At 64.0% G+C, this 13,140-nt stretch carries 17 protein-coding genes; 7 read left to right on the top strand and 10 right to left on the bottom strand.

Annotation, left to right across the window (positions count from 1 at the left end; genetic code table 11):
* Positions 1–2: 2 nt before the first annotated feature.
* The gene (gene tolR, locus XH88_RS33780) at positions 3–455 is read right to left on the bottom strand and encodes a protein TolR (RefSeq protein WP_271672525.1); all 453 of its coding nucleotides are present in this window, start codon (positions 453–455) and stop codon (positions 3–5) included.
* Positions 456–498: 43 nt separating this feature from the next.
* Positions 499–1,215: a protein TolQ gene (gene tolQ, locus XH88_RS33775; RefSeq protein ID WP_027532430.1), complete on the bottom strand. Its 717-nt coding sequence runs from the start codon at positions 1,213–1,215 to the stop codon at positions 499–501.
* 450 nt (positions 1,216–1,665) lie between these two features.
* Here tolQ and XH88_RS33770 point away from each other — a divergent pair, with 450 nt between their 5' ends.
* Complete coding sequence (locus XH88_RS33770) at positions 1,666–2,184, top strand: DUF2231 domain-containing protein (RefSeq protein ID WP_271672524.1); 519 nt, start codon at positions 1,666–1,668, stop codon at positions 2,182–2,184.
* 446 nt (positions 2,185–2,630) lie between these two features.
* On the top strand, positions 2,631–3,791 hold the full coding sequence (locus XH88_RS33765) for an acyl-CoA desaturase (RefSeq protein ID WP_271672523.1): 1,161 nt from the start codon (positions 2,631–2,633) through the stop codon (positions 3,789–3,791).
* 134 nt (positions 3,792–3,925) lie between these two features.
* Here XH88_RS33765 and XH88_RS33760 read toward each other — a convergent pair whose 3' ends face one another.
* The 4 genes from XH88_RS33760 to XH88_RS33745 form a co-directional block, all read right to left on the bottom strand.
* Complete coding sequence (locus XH88_RS33760) at positions 3,926–4,417, bottom strand: DUF2852 domain-containing protein (protein ID WP_271672522.1); 492 nt, start codon at positions 4,415–4,417, stop codon at positions 3,926–3,928.
* A gap of 121 nt (positions 4,418–4,538) precedes the next feature.
* Positions 4,539–5,291: a TetR/AcrR family transcriptional regulator gene (locus XH88_RS33755; protein ID WP_271672521.1), complete on the bottom strand. Its 753-nt coding sequence runs from the start codon at positions 5,289–5,291 to the stop codon at positions 4,539–4,541.
* Between the two features lie 141 nt (positions 5,292–5,432).
* Positions 5,433–5,795, bottom strand: coding sequence for a hypothetical protein (locus XH88_RS33750; protein ID WP_271672520.1), 363 nt, complete (start codon positions 5,793–5,795; stop codon positions 5,433–5,435).
* Positions 5,796–5,818: 23 nt separating this feature from the next.
* Positions 5,819–6,214, bottom strand: a complete 396-nt coding sequence (locus XH88_RS33745; protein ID WP_271672519.1) for a YciI family protein — start codon at positions 6,212–6,214, stop codon at positions 5,819–5,821.
* 190 nt (positions 6,215–6,404) lie between these two features.
* On the opposite strand from XH88_RS33745, the gene XH88_RS33740 reads away from it, so the two are divergent.
* From XH88_RS33740 to XH88_RS33725, 4 genes are all read left to right on the top strand, one after another.
* Positions 6,405–7,193: an SDR family NAD(P)-dependent oxidoreductase gene (locus tag XH88_RS33740; RefSeq protein WP_271672518.1), complete on the top strand. Its 789-nt coding sequence runs from the start codon at positions 6,405–6,407 to the stop codon at positions 7,191–7,193.
* Positions 7,194–7,307: 114 nt separating this feature from the next.
* On the top strand, positions 7,308–7,742 hold the full coding sequence (locus XH88_RS33735) for a hypothetical protein (protein ID WP_271672517.1): 435 nt from the start codon (positions 7,308–7,310) through the stop codon (positions 7,740–7,742).
* A 160-nt stretch (positions 7,743–7,902) separates the two neighbouring features.
* Positions 7,903–8,370, top strand: a complete 468-nt coding sequence (locus XH88_RS33730) for a hypothetical protein (RefSeq protein ID WP_271672516.1) — start codon at positions 7,903–7,905, stop codon at positions 8,368–8,370.
* A 427-nt stretch (positions 8,371–8,797) separates the two neighbouring features.
* Positions 8,798–9,145, top strand: coding sequence for a hypothetical protein (locus tag XH88_RS33725; RefSeq protein WP_271672515.1), 348 nt, complete (start codon positions 8,798–8,800; stop codon positions 9,143–9,145).
* A gap of 66 nt (positions 9,146–9,211) precedes the next feature.
* Here the strand turns inward: XH88_RS33725 and XH88_RS33720 are convergent, their stop codons facing one another.
* From XH88_RS33720 to XH88_RS33705, 4 genes are all read right to left on the bottom strand, one after another.
* Positions 9,212–9,625 (bottom strand): VOC family protein, encoded by a 414-nt coding sequence (locus XH88_RS33720; protein ID WP_271672514.1) that lies wholly within the window; start codon positions 9,623–9,625, stop codon positions 9,212–9,214.
* 37 nt (positions 9,626–9,662) lie between these two features.
* The gene (locus tag XH88_RS33715; RefSeq protein ID WP_271672513.1) at positions 9,663–10,184 is read right to left on the bottom strand and encodes an SRPBCC family protein; all 522 of its coding nucleotides are present in this window, start codon (positions 10,182–10,184) and stop codon (positions 9,663–9,665) included.
* A gap of 197 nt (positions 10,185–10,381) precedes the next feature.
* Positions 10,382–11,659, bottom strand: coding sequence for an RNA polymerase sigma factor (locus XH88_RS33710; RefSeq protein ID WP_271672512.1), 1,278 nt, complete (start codon positions 11,657–11,659; stop codon positions 10,382–10,384).
* On the bottom strand, positions 11,656–12,024 hold the full coding sequence (locus XH88_RS33705; protein WP_271672511.1) for a YciI family protein: 369 nt from the start codon (positions 12,022–12,024) through the stop codon (positions 11,656–11,658). Before XH88_RS33705 ends, XH88_RS33710 begins: the two co-directional genes overlap by 4 nt.
* Before the next feature lie 144 nt (positions 12,025–12,168).
* On the opposite strand from XH88_RS33705, the gene XH88_RS33700 reads away from it, so the two are divergent.
* On the top strand, positions 12,169–13,134 hold the full coding sequence (locus XH88_RS33700) for a 2-hydroxyacid dehydrogenase (protein WP_271672510.1): 966 nt from the start codon (positions 12,169–12,171) through the stop codon (positions 13,132–13,134).
* The last annotated feature ends 6 nt before the right edge of the window (positions 13,135–13,140 follow it).

The following is a 13,140-nucleotide window of genomic DNA, read 5'->3' as shown; positions in this document are numbered from 1 at the left end:
CTTCAAGACCCCTGATCTACTTCGGTGACGAGCGCCAGCTTCTTGAAGCCGGCGCCAGACAGCAGCCCCATCACCTTGGCCACCGTGCCGTAATCCGCCTTCTTGTCGGCACGCAGATAGATGCGTTCCTCAAGGCCGCCGCGCGCATCCGTGATCGCCTTCAGTTTCGGGATCAGATCGGTCAGCGCCACCTCGGCGTCGTTGATGAACACCTTGCCCTTGATGTCGACCGACATCTGGAGCGGCTTCTGGTCGTTCTGGTCGAGGCTCTTGGCCTGGGTCTGCGGCAGGTCGAGCGGAACACCGACGGTGAGCAACGGCGCCGACACCATGAAGATGATGAGCAGCACCAGCATCACGTCGACCATCGGCGTGACGTTGATCTCGGCCATGACCGGCTTGCGCCGGCTGCGACGGCCGCCGCCTCCGGACGAACTCGCAACATTCATGCCCATGGCTTGGTGCCCAATCTCGCCTTCACACTATACATGCCGCCCGTCAGCCCCGCTCGTCGATCTGGCGGGACAGGATGGCCGAAAATTCATCAGCGAAGCCTTCGAGCCGCTGGGCCTGCCGGTTCACCTCGGACGTGAACTTATTGTAGAAAATAGTGGCAGGAATGGCGGCGATAAGGCCGACCGCAGTCGCAAACAGCGCTTCCGCGATACCGGGCGCCACCACCGCCAGAGAGGTATTTTTCGACGCCGCGATTGACTGAAAGCTCGACATGATGCCCCAGACCGTGCCGAACAGGCCGACAAAGGGGCCGGCCGAGCCGACGGTCGCGAGCACCAGCAGCCGGCGTTCCAGCCGCTCGACCTCGCGGGCGATCGAGACGTTCATGACCTTGTCGATGCGCATCTGAAGGCCCGCGACGGAACGCGCGTGGCTCTCGAACGAGCGCTTCCATTCGCGCATCGCCGCGACGAAGCAGGCCGCCATGGAATGGGTCGGCTTGGCCGACAGCGTTCGATACAGCTCCTCGATCGATTCGCCGGACCAGAATGCCTGCTCGAATCGATCCATCGAGCGCCGCGTGCGCGCGTAAAGGAAGATCTTATCGATCGCGATGGCCCAGACCCAGACGGAGCAGGACAACAGGCCCAGCATGACGCATTTCACGATCCAGTGAGCCTGCCAGAACAGCGCGATCAGCGACACGTCGGCGGAAGCGGCAACCGGAAGGGCGGACTGAGCCACGTCGGCCGGATTCATCAGCAGTATCCTCTCAAGGCGATCGTTACCTATGTTCCGGCTAGCCGAATGGCGACCGGTTCCCCTTTAGCCGCGCTAGAACGGGCGCGGCCGGCAAGCCCGCTCAAAGCCTTGTCTTTATGGGGTACAGGGGCTCGTCCAAAGCCGCCGCCTGCATTCCCTGCCAAGATGTCAAAACTATGGGCCTCGACGACGGCTCCGGGCGCGATTGTCCATAAATACCAGAGCCCGGCGATGGTTAATGCCGGGTTACCACGGACGAATTTGGCTGCGGGAAAGGAAGGCAACTCAGAGGGATGGGGCGCACCCCGGTGCGAGGCGGGATGCCGCCTGGTGCGGGTGCCCCCGCCGCACGACGGGGCACGGCTCGACGACCGCCCGGGTTTATCCGAGGGAACCAGTACTCCCTCGGTCAATTGTCCCGAAAACCACCTTTGACGAGGATTTGCCATGAGCATCAACCCGAAGACGACCGCCGCCATTGGCGATCATCCGCTCCACCCCATGATCATCCCGTTCCCCGTGGCGTTCCTGGTCGGCGCGCCCATTGCCGACCTGACCTTCATCGGAACCGGCGACGCCTTCTGGGCCCGGGCCGCCATGTGGCTGATCGGCGCCGGCATCATCATGGCGCTGGTTGCTGCAGCAGCCGGCTTTACGGATTTCGTCAGCGAGCCGCGCATCCGCAGCCTCAACGACGCCTGGTATCACATGGTCGGCAACCTCGCGGCAGTCGTGCTGGCGCTGGTGAATTTCTATCTCCGGTACGCGCAAGGCACCGAGGCCGCGGTCAAGCCATGGGGCGTGGTGCTCTCCCTGATCGTGGTCGGCATCCTCCTGTTCACGGGGTGGAAGGGCTGGGAGATGGTCTATCGTCATCACGTCGCGGTGCTGGACGCACCGGGCCAGACCAGTTCGGAGCCGGTCACGCCGCATCATGGCGGCGAGAGTCACCGCCGCGCCGCGTGAGCGAAAAGCGCGTCAGGCCGCAGCAGCGGGTTCGGGGCAACTGGTGAATGCCGACCGCCGTGCAGCCGCCGCGGACATCCGAGGTCACCGTGCCGGCGCCGATGTAGACCTGCGGCCGATACACGGCGCGCCTAGGCTAGGCAGTTCACTGCTGCGGCCGATGCTGACGATTTGCAGGATGGTGACACCACGCCACGTCAGCGACCCGACATACCCGAGCACCATTCCGCAGCTTCCCCGTGCGGCTACGAGCTTGCGCGCCAGATGCCAGCGACCATATAGTCCCGCGAATTTTCGGTCGACGCTGCGTTGGCCGGGAAAGTCCACACAAAGCATCTCGTTCGAGCCCGCGCGGTGGTCCGCCATCGGCGGGTTTTTCGTACCCGATGATCTTCGGCCCCGCCGAAGCGAATCCCGGATACCGTTACCTGAGGTCACGCCAAGACATGTCGCCTAACGCGCCCGCCGACACCCACGACGACGTCATGTACCCCTCTGCGGTTCCGTTCCTGCTGGTCCACCTCGGCTGCGCCGCGGCGATCTGGTCGGGAATCACCTGGCAGGCCGTCGCGATCTGCGTGTCCCTATATGTCCTGCGCATGTTTGCAATCGGTGCAGGCTACCACCGCTATTTCTCGCATCGGGCTTTTGCGACCAGCCGGGTGTTTCAATTCATTCTGGCCTGCCTGGCACAAAGCAGCGCGCAGAAGAGCGTGTTGTGGTGGGCCGCCAAGCATCGGCACCATCATCTGCATTCGGACACCGAGCACGATGTTCATTCACCGCGTCACCGCGGCTTCCTGTACAGCCATGTCGGCTGGATCTTTCACCGGCAGCACGACGCCACCGACCTCGTCAAAGTCGGCGATCTCACCGTCTACCCGGAGCTGACGTGGCTGCATCGGCTGGAGCTCCTGCCGGCCGTGACGCTTGCGGTGCTGTGCTTTCTGGTGGCCGGATGGCCGGGCCTGGTCGTCGGTTTCCTGTGGAGCACGGTGTTGCTCTATCACGCGACCTTCTGCATCAATTCGCTCGCCCATGTGCATGGACGCAAGCGCTACGTGACGGGCGACGATTCCCGCAACAACTGGCTTCTGGCGCTGCTCACTTTGGGTGAAGGCTGGCACAACAATCACCACGCCTACCAGAGCAGCGTCCGACAAGGCTTTCGCTGGTGGGAAATCGACGTGACCTACTACGTCCTTAAGGTCCTGTCCTGGTTCGGCGCAGTCTGGAACATGAAGGCGCCGCCCGAACTGGTGTTGCGCAACGAGCAGCCACTCGGCGCGCGGGTCATCAAGCGCGCCGCCCGCGAGCTTGCCGGTCGGTTCGATGCGCACGCTCTGGCGCACGCGATCTCGTCGGCGCTGCACCGTGCCGATCCGGCCCAGTTGCAACTGCCGACACTGCACGACATCCTCCATCGCGCCCATGACGGCGTCGACGCGCTGACACACCTGCATCTGCCGAAGATACCGACCCGCGAGGAGTTTCTCACTGAAGCCAAGGCGATGTTCGCACGAACACGATCGCTCAACGAGATCGTGGATCACGCCTACGAGCACTTCCTGACGTCGGTTCGCGCGCAGCTCGTGCCCGTGCGCTGAAGCTGCGCTGGCGGGCCAGGCCCGGGCATGATGACGTCCTTCAAAACCAAACCGCCCGCCTGCGCGGTCGCGCGGGCGGGCGGCTCGGGGCCATCAGGACTTTGGGGGCATGCGCCTGAAGGCTTTGAGAGATCTCAGCCCTGCTGCTGGTCGGTCGGCGGCGGCGTCGGACGCGACTTGTGCTGGGCCATGAACTGGTCGAACTCTTCCTTGTCCTTGGCGTGACGCAGACGATCGAGGAAGTTCTTGAACTCGACCTGCTCTTCCTCGAGACGGCGCAACGTTTCATAGCGGTACTCGTCGAAGGCACGGTTGCCGGAGGACGGCGGGCCGAACCCGAAGCCGAAGCCACGGCGCTCCATGCGGTCACGCATGCGGTCCATCTTGTACTGCATCCGCTCCATCTTGTTCTGCCAGCGGTCCTGATTGCTCCAGCACGACATTCTTCTGCTCCCGAGTGTGAAAAAGAGAAGGGCAAGCCCGATCGGCCACCAGATGATGAAGCCGAGGATGGTCACGGCAATCCAGCCAGGATGCCATGGCGTATCGAGCATGCGGGGCCGCTCGTAGGATTGGTATTGGTCCGAGGGGCCGCGCCAGCGATTGACGTCAGCGGTGTAGGCCATTTCCCTTCTCCATCACGGCATCAGCGCCGTTGTGAATGTAAATAACATTTACATAGCTAGACCATCCCGTGATTTTGTCAAGCTGGCCGCCGGACACGGTCTCGAGATTATTTGCGCAATTTTATTTCGGCTTGCCCCAGGGACCAGCCGGAGCACCGCCGGGCGGCATGCCAGAACCGGAGGAAGCCTCCGGCGGCACCGGCGGCGGCTCGGCGCCTTTGCCCGCCGGCCGGCGATCGGTCGGGAAGCCGAGGCCGCGCAGATAAATGAGCACCTCCGCCTCGAGCAGCTCGTCCGGCGACATCGGCAGCTTTCGCCGCGCGGCATCGCCACGCGAGAACAGCGAGGCGACGCCGTGCGACATCGACCAGATGTGCAGCGCCATCATCATCGCCGGCGGACGCGGCATGCCCGGCGGCGCGAGCGCCGCGAGCCGCTCGGCGGCAGCGCGAATGATGTTGAAGGCGCGTTCGCTCGCGGCCTGCAGCGCCGGATTGGCATCGACCGGAAGGCCGGATTCGAACATCGCATTGTAGAACGCCGGCTCCTCGCGGGCGAAGGCGAGATAGGCCCGGCCGACGCGCTCGAACGCGGTGACGGTGTCGGGCCGTCCGTCGTCCCAGGCCGCAGTGAGACGCGATTCGAACTGCTCGAAGCCGCGCTGGGCGATCGAGGACAACAGCTCGTCCCGGTCGCGAAAATGCCGGTAAGGCGCAGCCGCACTGACGCCGGCCATGCGGGCGGCATCTGCAAAGGTAAACCCGGCCGCGCCCTTCTCGGCGATCAGCCCGAGGGCGGCCTGTAGAAGTGCTTCCTTCAGATTGCCGTGGTGATAGCCGCGCTCGGCGCGGCGCTGCTCCTTGCGCCAGCTCATGTGAACGACTTTTACATGAGCTGCGCGCGAAGGTCACTAGCGCCCTCCCCGTCATTCCGGGGCGATGCGCCCAGCATCGAAGCCGGAATCTCGAGGTTCCGGGTTCGGTCCTGCGGACCGCCCCGGAACGACAAGAGCGCCCTAGCCGCCCGGGATCGGTAGCACCGGCATGATCTCGACGCGCTCGCCGGGGAAGATCGCGAAATGCGGATGGTTCTCGAACATCTTTGCGGCCGCCTCGTGCGAGGCGGCGCGAACCACGGTGAAGGCGCCCATCTCGTTGGCGATGTCGGTGACGCCCCGACCGTCGACCTTCTTGGTCTTGCCGAGCGGACCGCCCATCGCCTGGATCGCGCCCTGGTGCTTCTCGACCCAGCCTTTCCAGGCCGCCATGCCTTCCTGCTCCTTTGCCTTGCGCTCGGCCTCGGACATCGCGGTCCACGCCGCCCATTTCGGGCTGGTCTTGCTGCCGAGGAAGACGGCGAGATAGGTGTCGGTGCTCATGGTTCTCTCCCTTGTCTACATCTTCAAATTGCGAAACCGGCAGCGGCGGCCTGCACATCAGGCGGAAAATCGGCCGTTTCCTGCACCTGGCGGATCTCGATGATCTCGTTGGCTGCGGCCGGGCACTTCTTCGCCCAGGCGATCGCCTCATCGCGCGAGCCGACATCGATCATCCAGTAGCCGCCCAGCACCTCGTTGGCTTCCGCGAACGGACCGTCGGTGACGACAGGTGCACCGGTCGCAAATGAGACGCGGGCGCCCGTCGACGGCGGATGCAGGCCATCCAGCGTGATCAGCACCTCGGCATCGCTCAGTTCCTCGTTGTAGCGCATCATCGCCGCGACGCGTTCGGGATCGAGTTGCGCGTCCGCCGGCGCGGTCTCGTAGCCGAGCGGGATCATCAGCATCATGAATCGCATGCGGTTCCTCACTAGCTTCGCCCTTTCCTCGTAAGACGAACGACGTCCTGCGAGGTCGACACCTTCGTGAAGATTATTTCCGAGGACATTGCGGCTCGCCCGGAGGCGCCCTTTGCCCGAAATGAGCGCGCATCCCTTGCGCAAATTCGACGAAACTGTCATGCCGCCGGTTCGAGCAAAGGACCGCGTCATGACCTCCTCCTCCGCCAAAGTTGCTCTCGTCACCGGCGCCGCACGCGGGATTGGGCTGGCGACAGCGAAGCGCTTCCTCGCCGAAGGCTGGCACGTGGCGCTGCTGGATATCGCGGGAGAGCTGCAGGCCAGCGCAGCAGCGGCGCTGAAAAGTCCTGACAACACGCTGGCGATCACTTGCGACGTATCAGATGCAGCCGCCGTCGGAGCCGCAATGGCCGCGGTGATGAGCCGCTTCGGTCGGCTCGATGCTCTCATCAACAATGCCGGCGTCGCCGTGTTCGCGCCGGTGCTGGAAACCAGCGACGCCGACTGGAACAGGATCATGGCGGTCAATCTCACCGGCCCTTTCCTCTGCACCAAGGCGGCCGTGCCGCTGATGCGCGAGCAAGGTGGCGGCGCCATCGTCAACATCACCTCGATTTCGGCCGTGCGCGCCTCCACGCTGCGTTCGGCCTACGGCACCAGCAAGGCCGGGCTCGCACACCTCACCAAGCAGCTCGCAGTCGAGCTCGCCTCGCTCAACATCCGCGTCAATGCGGTCGCGCCGGGGCCGGTCGACACCGCGATGGCGAAGCAGGTACACACCAAGGAGATCCGCGCCGACTATCATGATGCCATTCCGCTCAACCGCTACGGCCTGGAGGAGGAACTCGCGGAGGCGATCTTCTTCCTGTGCTCGGAACGCGCGAGCTACATCACCGGCCAAATTTTGGCCGTCGATGGCGGCTTCGATGCGGCGGGCATCGGCCTGCCGACGCTGCGCGGCGAACGCCGCAACGGGTAGAACCTTGCAGGGTGGGCAAGGCGCGATGCGCCGTGCCGATCATCGTTCCGGACTCACGGTGCCGAGCACGCTACGCTTTGCCCACCCGACAGGATCGAGTTTGTGGAGTGCACCATGCGACGCGTCATCCTCAAAGCTGTTGCACTCGCAGCCGCCCTGCTCGCTTCCGCACCGGCCCCCGCCGAGATCCGCATCATCCAGAGTCCGGGCGGACAAGTCGGACCGTTCCTCGATCTGTTCGAGAAGGTGCGCGAAAGCGGCGAGCGCGTGGTGATCGACGGACCCTGCCTGTCGGCCTGCACGCTGGTGCTCAGCATCGTGCCGGGCGAGCGCATCTGCGTCACCAAGCGGGCCGTGCTCGGCTTCCACGCCGCGCGCTCAGTCGACCGGCGCGGGCGCTTCTATGCTGAGCCGGAAGCCTCCGAAGCCGTGCTTGCGGCCTATCCCGGCCCGGTCCGCGATTGGATCAGCCACCGCGGCGGCCTCACCTCACGGTTGCTCTTGTTGAAGGGCCGCGACCTCGCCGCGATCTATCCGCGCTGTCGATGACATCTCGGCCTCAGGCCGCGGTGTGACCGCAATGGAGCCCGCACTGTCCGGCGATTAAGCAGCCTCTGGCGAATCTGACCTTCAAGGCGCGAAATCCGCTCAACGGCTTCGCAAGGCGTGCCCAATTTACTCGATTTCCAGCTTTTCGCTGGCGATTATGATGATGCGGGCCGGACCGAGACCTCCGCGCATCGCAACGGCCACGCGATCGCCATATCTCGGCCGCGGCCCGAATATGATGGTTCCATTTTTTCAAGATCGGTCGTTTTCGAACAGGGCGGATATGCAGTCCATCGATTTTCGCTACCGCCTGTCGGATCAGGGACGAATCGTCCTTGGCCCGCTGAGTTCGGAAGAAACCCTGGAATTCGAGGAGCTGACGCGGCGTGACCGCGAGGGTCTGATCGATCTGACGTCCGAATTGCGGCTGCTCGAACTATATGTGAAGTACATCGGCTCGGACCTGAAGGTTTCGCTCGCGCCACCGGAGCCAGCATCACAAATGAGCGAAACGTCGCGACCGCAACGGCCTCAGCCGCGTCGGCCGTCGCGACAGCGCAGCCTCGTGGTTCCCATGATCGTCGTGATGGGCATGAGCTTGATGCTGATTGCGCTCTTCATCAGCTGACGCGCGGCACCACGTTGCGGCAAGCAGCTGTCACAAACCGGCTGTTCCACTAGTGGAGGATAATTTGGATCATCGGCGCGAGCTTCACGCTGGCGCAGATGAGCATGCCCCACATGGCAAAATTGATTTGCAGCGCCGCCGCCATCGGTCGCTCCCTTCCAAGTCACGCCCGCCCTGATTTGTAAGTATTATGACTATGATTAGCGATTCGGACGGGAAGTTCACAGCCTAATCTTGCGCCAATTGTTGTGCGATGCGATCCGCTGGTTGTCACAAGATCGCTCGCGTTCCTCTCACACGATGACATGGACGCACGAATCTCCTTTCGGCCATGCCGGTGACGTCGTTTTCCCTTAAGTCCGGGGTAAGCGTCGCAATGCAAAGTTTCCACGCGGATTTGCGTGGCGTACCGCACAGCAGGTCCGGCATGGCCCGACACATTCTCGTCTTGCTTAGCTTTTGCGCAGCGCTCGCGGGATGCGCAAGCGCGCCCGCGGCTGAGCGTCGCCCCATCGCGTGGGACGGACTCGGTCAGGATCCCAATCGTCCTGTTGTCACCAAACGTGGCATCGCCAATCGCGCTGCGCCGGAGAGTGATCCCAATCTGGAGCGGCAGAGGGTGCTCTCCACTTTACGCCCCTATTCCGAGGCGTGGTGGGCAGTCCACGACGAGATCGAGGCGGAGAACGACAGGCAGCTCGGCTCGAAGCTCGTGATCTGCGGCAGCTGCGTGACGCAGCCGCCGAGCGGGGACACGACTGGATCCATTCGCTGACGAGGCGAGCCCCCTCTCTCATGACAAGAGAGGAAGCAGCAGCTCAATACGTCAGGCGACCGCCTGTCACATGCCTTCGGCCGGGCAGTTCACCATCCAGGCAATACCGAACTTGTCGACACACATGCCAAAGCCCTTGGCCCAGAAGGTCTTGCTGAAAGGCATCGTGACGGTGCCGCCGTCGGCGAGCGCGTTGAACTTGCGTTCGCCCTCCGCGGGGTCGGTGACCGTGAGCGAGATCGAAAAGCCCTGCGGCTTGTGAAAATGCTCGCTCGGCACGTCGGAGGCCATCAACACGCTGCCGTTCGGCAGCGACATCCGCGCATGCATGATCGTCTTCTCGCGGCCGGGCGCGACAGGCATCTCCGGTGGCGCGTCGGAGGCGCGCATCATCGCGTCGATCTTGCCGCCGAGAATCTTGGCGTAGAAGTTGAACGCCGCTTCGCAAGTGTCCTGATAGAACAGATAGGGATTGAGCATCGTTTCTCTCCTTTTGCTTCTCTGGGCGGTACTCGCTTTACTTCTCGGTGAGCTTCTTCAGGCCAGCGAGGCCGGTTTCAAAATCCTCGCCGATCATCTTGTCCATGTTGACGAAGACCTGCATCACCTTGGACATGAACGGTGCCGGACCGTACATCGCCCGTGTGACCAATGTGGCATCACCTTGCGGCACAAAGGTGAACTCGGCGATGTTGTGGCCCTCGAAGGGGCGCTCGAAATCGAGCTTGATACGGAGTTTCGATGGCGTGCTCGCTTCGAGGATCTCCATATGGCCGGCGCCGACATTGTTGTTGCCGTCCCAACCATAGGCCGCGCCCTCCTCGTAGATCCGCTTCATCGCAGGATCGCGCTCCTCACAGGGCGACCAGCCGGTCCAAAAGTGGAAATCGGCAACGAGTGGATAGATCGCCTCGGCCGGCGCTTTCAGCGCCAGCGAGCGCTCGACCCGGAACGTGTCGGGCTTTGTCGATGCGAAGATGAGGACGGCGGCGATGCCGAAAGCGAGGACGACAGCGACGGTGGCAATGGCTTTCAGCATGAATAGCTCCCTTGATACGGGATTAAGACGAAGGAGCCTGGCTGGGGCCGACAGGTTGGATGTGATTTTTTCGCCTCATTGTCGATCGTCATTCCGGGGCATCGCGAAGCGATGAGCCCGGAATCCATTGATCCGCAGAGATGGTGGCTCGATGGATTCCGGGGTCGATGCTTTGCATCGCCCCGGAATGACACCGGCTAACCCGCCCTCGCCCCTTTCGGCTGGCTGTCGCGGATCAGGCGATCGATGTGCATGCGGATGTGGGCGGCCTCGGCCGAGGTGTTGGCGAGGGCGATGGCACGGTCGAACGCGACGCGGGCTTCGTCGTTACGGCCGAGTTGCATCAGGAAGGCGCCGCGCACGCCGTAGAAATGGAAGTAATTGGCCAGCTTCGGCGCCAGCGGCTCGATCAGGTCGAGCGCGGCCTGCGGCCCGTGCACTTTGGAGACGGCGACCGCGCGGTTGAGCGTCACCACCGGTGAGGGTTGCACCACCTCCAGCGCCCCATAGAGCAGGTCGATCTGGGCCCAGTCGGTCTCATCAGGCGTCGCGGCGCGCGCATGCAGCGCGGCAATCGCGGCCTGGATCTGGTAGGGACCGCTGCGGCGATGGCGCATCGCCTTGTCGATCAAGGCGAGACCTTCCGCAATCATGCTGCGGTTCCAGAGCGAGCGGTCCTGGTCGTCGAGCAGGATCAGCGAGCCGTCCGCGGCAAAGCGCGCCGCACTGCGTGCATGCTGCAACAGGATCAGCGCCGTCAGACCCATGATCTCCGGCTCGCTCTGGAACAGCCGGAGCAGCAGCCGCGCGAGCCGGATCGCCTCCTCGCACAGCGGCTTACGGATCTCGGCCGTATCGCCGCTCGCCGAATAGCCCTCGTTGAAGATCAGATAGATCATGGCGGCGACGCCGGCCAGCCGCTCGGAGCGCTCGATCGCGCCGGGCGCTTCGAACGGCGTTCCGGCCTCCGCGACCTTGGCCTTGGCGCGGGTGATGCGCTGCTCCATCGCGGCCTCCGAAACCAGGAAGGCGCGCGCGATCTGCTTCACGGTGAGACCGGAGACGATGCGTAGCGCCAGCGCGATCTGCTGCGTCGCCGGGAGTTGCGGATGACAGCAGATGAACATCAGCCGCAGGATATCATCGCGGTAGTGCGAGCCGTCGAGCCGCTCGGCGAGCGCGTCTTCGGCGTCATCGAGATCGGAGATCGCCTGGTCGTCCTCGGGCAGCGGCTGCTGCTTGCGGGTGCGGCGCACCTCGTCGATGGCGACATTGCGCCCGACCATGATCAGCCAGGCCGCAGGATCACGTGGCGGCCCGTTCTGCGGCCAGGTTTTGAGCGCACGCAGGCACGCATTCTGAAAGGCTTCCTCGGCCGTATCGAGATCGCGGAAATAGCGCAACAATGCGCCGACCGCCTGGGGTCGCGCCGAAGTCAGCGCGGTCTCGATCCAGGCGGTGTCGGTATCGCTCACGCCGAAATTCCTCCGGGCCGAAACACGCCGACAGGCCGCACCTCATAGGCGCCGCCGGGATTGGCCGCTCCAAGGTCGCGCGCGACGTCCAGGGCGTCGTCCAGGCTCTTGCAGTCGACGATGTAGAAACCGAGCAACTGCTCCTTGGTCTCGGCATAGGGACCGTCGAGCACCAGCGGCGGGTCTTCCTTGCGCAAGGTCGCCGCAGCGGTGGTCGGCAGCAGCCGGGCCACCGGCCCAAGCCGGCCCTGCTGGGAGAGCTTCTCCTGCACCACGGCGAGCTTTTTCATCACGGCCTCGTCCTGGTCCTTGCTCCAGGAGCCGACGAAGTCCTCGTCGTGATAGCAAAGGATCGCATAAAGCATGGGCAGCACCTTCCTTGAATGCTCGTTTTGAAGACGATCCACTATGCCCTGCCCCGACAGGGCTGCGGAAATAATTTGCGAGAAATATCCGTCGGATCGTGCCAAGGAGGACCTTCAATAGCGGAACCCGACGAGGCACTTCGAATGAGCATGGGCACACTGGCCGTCCTGATCAACAGCACGCAGCAGAACTGGCTGCCCGAGCGCTGGAAGGCCCGGTTCGACGCGGTCTGCGAGGGCCGTCGCGTGGTGCTGCTGCCGGATGCCTCGCTCGATCCGGCCGAAGTGCACTATGCCGCGGTGTGGAAGCCTGCGCCGGGTGACCTTGGCTCATTCCCCAATCTGCGGGCGATCTTCAATCTCGGCGCCGGCGTCGATGCATTGATGGCCGACAAGAGCCTTCCCAATGTGCCGCTGGTGCGCGTCGCGGTGCCGGACTTGACCAACCGCATGACCGAATACGTCGTGCTGCACGTGCTGATGCACCATCGCCAGGAGCTTTACCTGCGCGACTCCCAGCGCGCCAAGCGCTGGGAGCCGAAATATCAATGGCCGGCGAGCGCGATCACGGTCGGCGTCATGGGCCTCGGCACGTTAGGTGCCGATGCCGCCGACGTGCTGCGGCGGCTCGGCTTCCGCGTCACCGGCTGGAGCCGCAGCCCGCGCACGATCGAGGGCGTCGAATGCTTTCATGGCAGCGCCGGCATGGATGCGTTCCTGCGCAAGACCGACATTCTGGTTTCCCTTTTGCCGCTGACGCCGGAAACGCAAGGCATCCTCAACCGCGACGTCTTCTCCAAGCTCGACCGCACCAGCCCGCTGGGCGCGCCCGTGCTGATCAATGCCGGCCGCGGCGGCTTGCAGAACGAAGCCGACATCCTGGCGTGCCTCGACGACGGCACGTTGGGCGCCGCCTCGCTCGATGTGTTCGTCGAGGAGCCGCAGCCCGCGGACAGCCGGTTCTGGACCCACCCCAAGGTGGTGTTGACGCCGCACAACGCCGCCGACACCGATGCGGATGCGATCTCGGCCTATGTCGCCGAGCAGATCGCGACGTTCGAGGCGGGCGGCGCGCTGGAGAACGTGGTGGATCGCGGAAGGGGGTATTAGGACTCG

Source organism: Bradyrhizobium sp. CCBAU 51627, assembly GCF_028128765.1.
Classification (GTDB): domain Bacteria; phylum Pseudomonadota; class Alphaproteobacteria; order Rhizobiales; family Xanthobacteraceae; genus Bradyrhizobium.
This window is presented reverse-complemented; position numbering and strand designations above follow the sequence as displayed.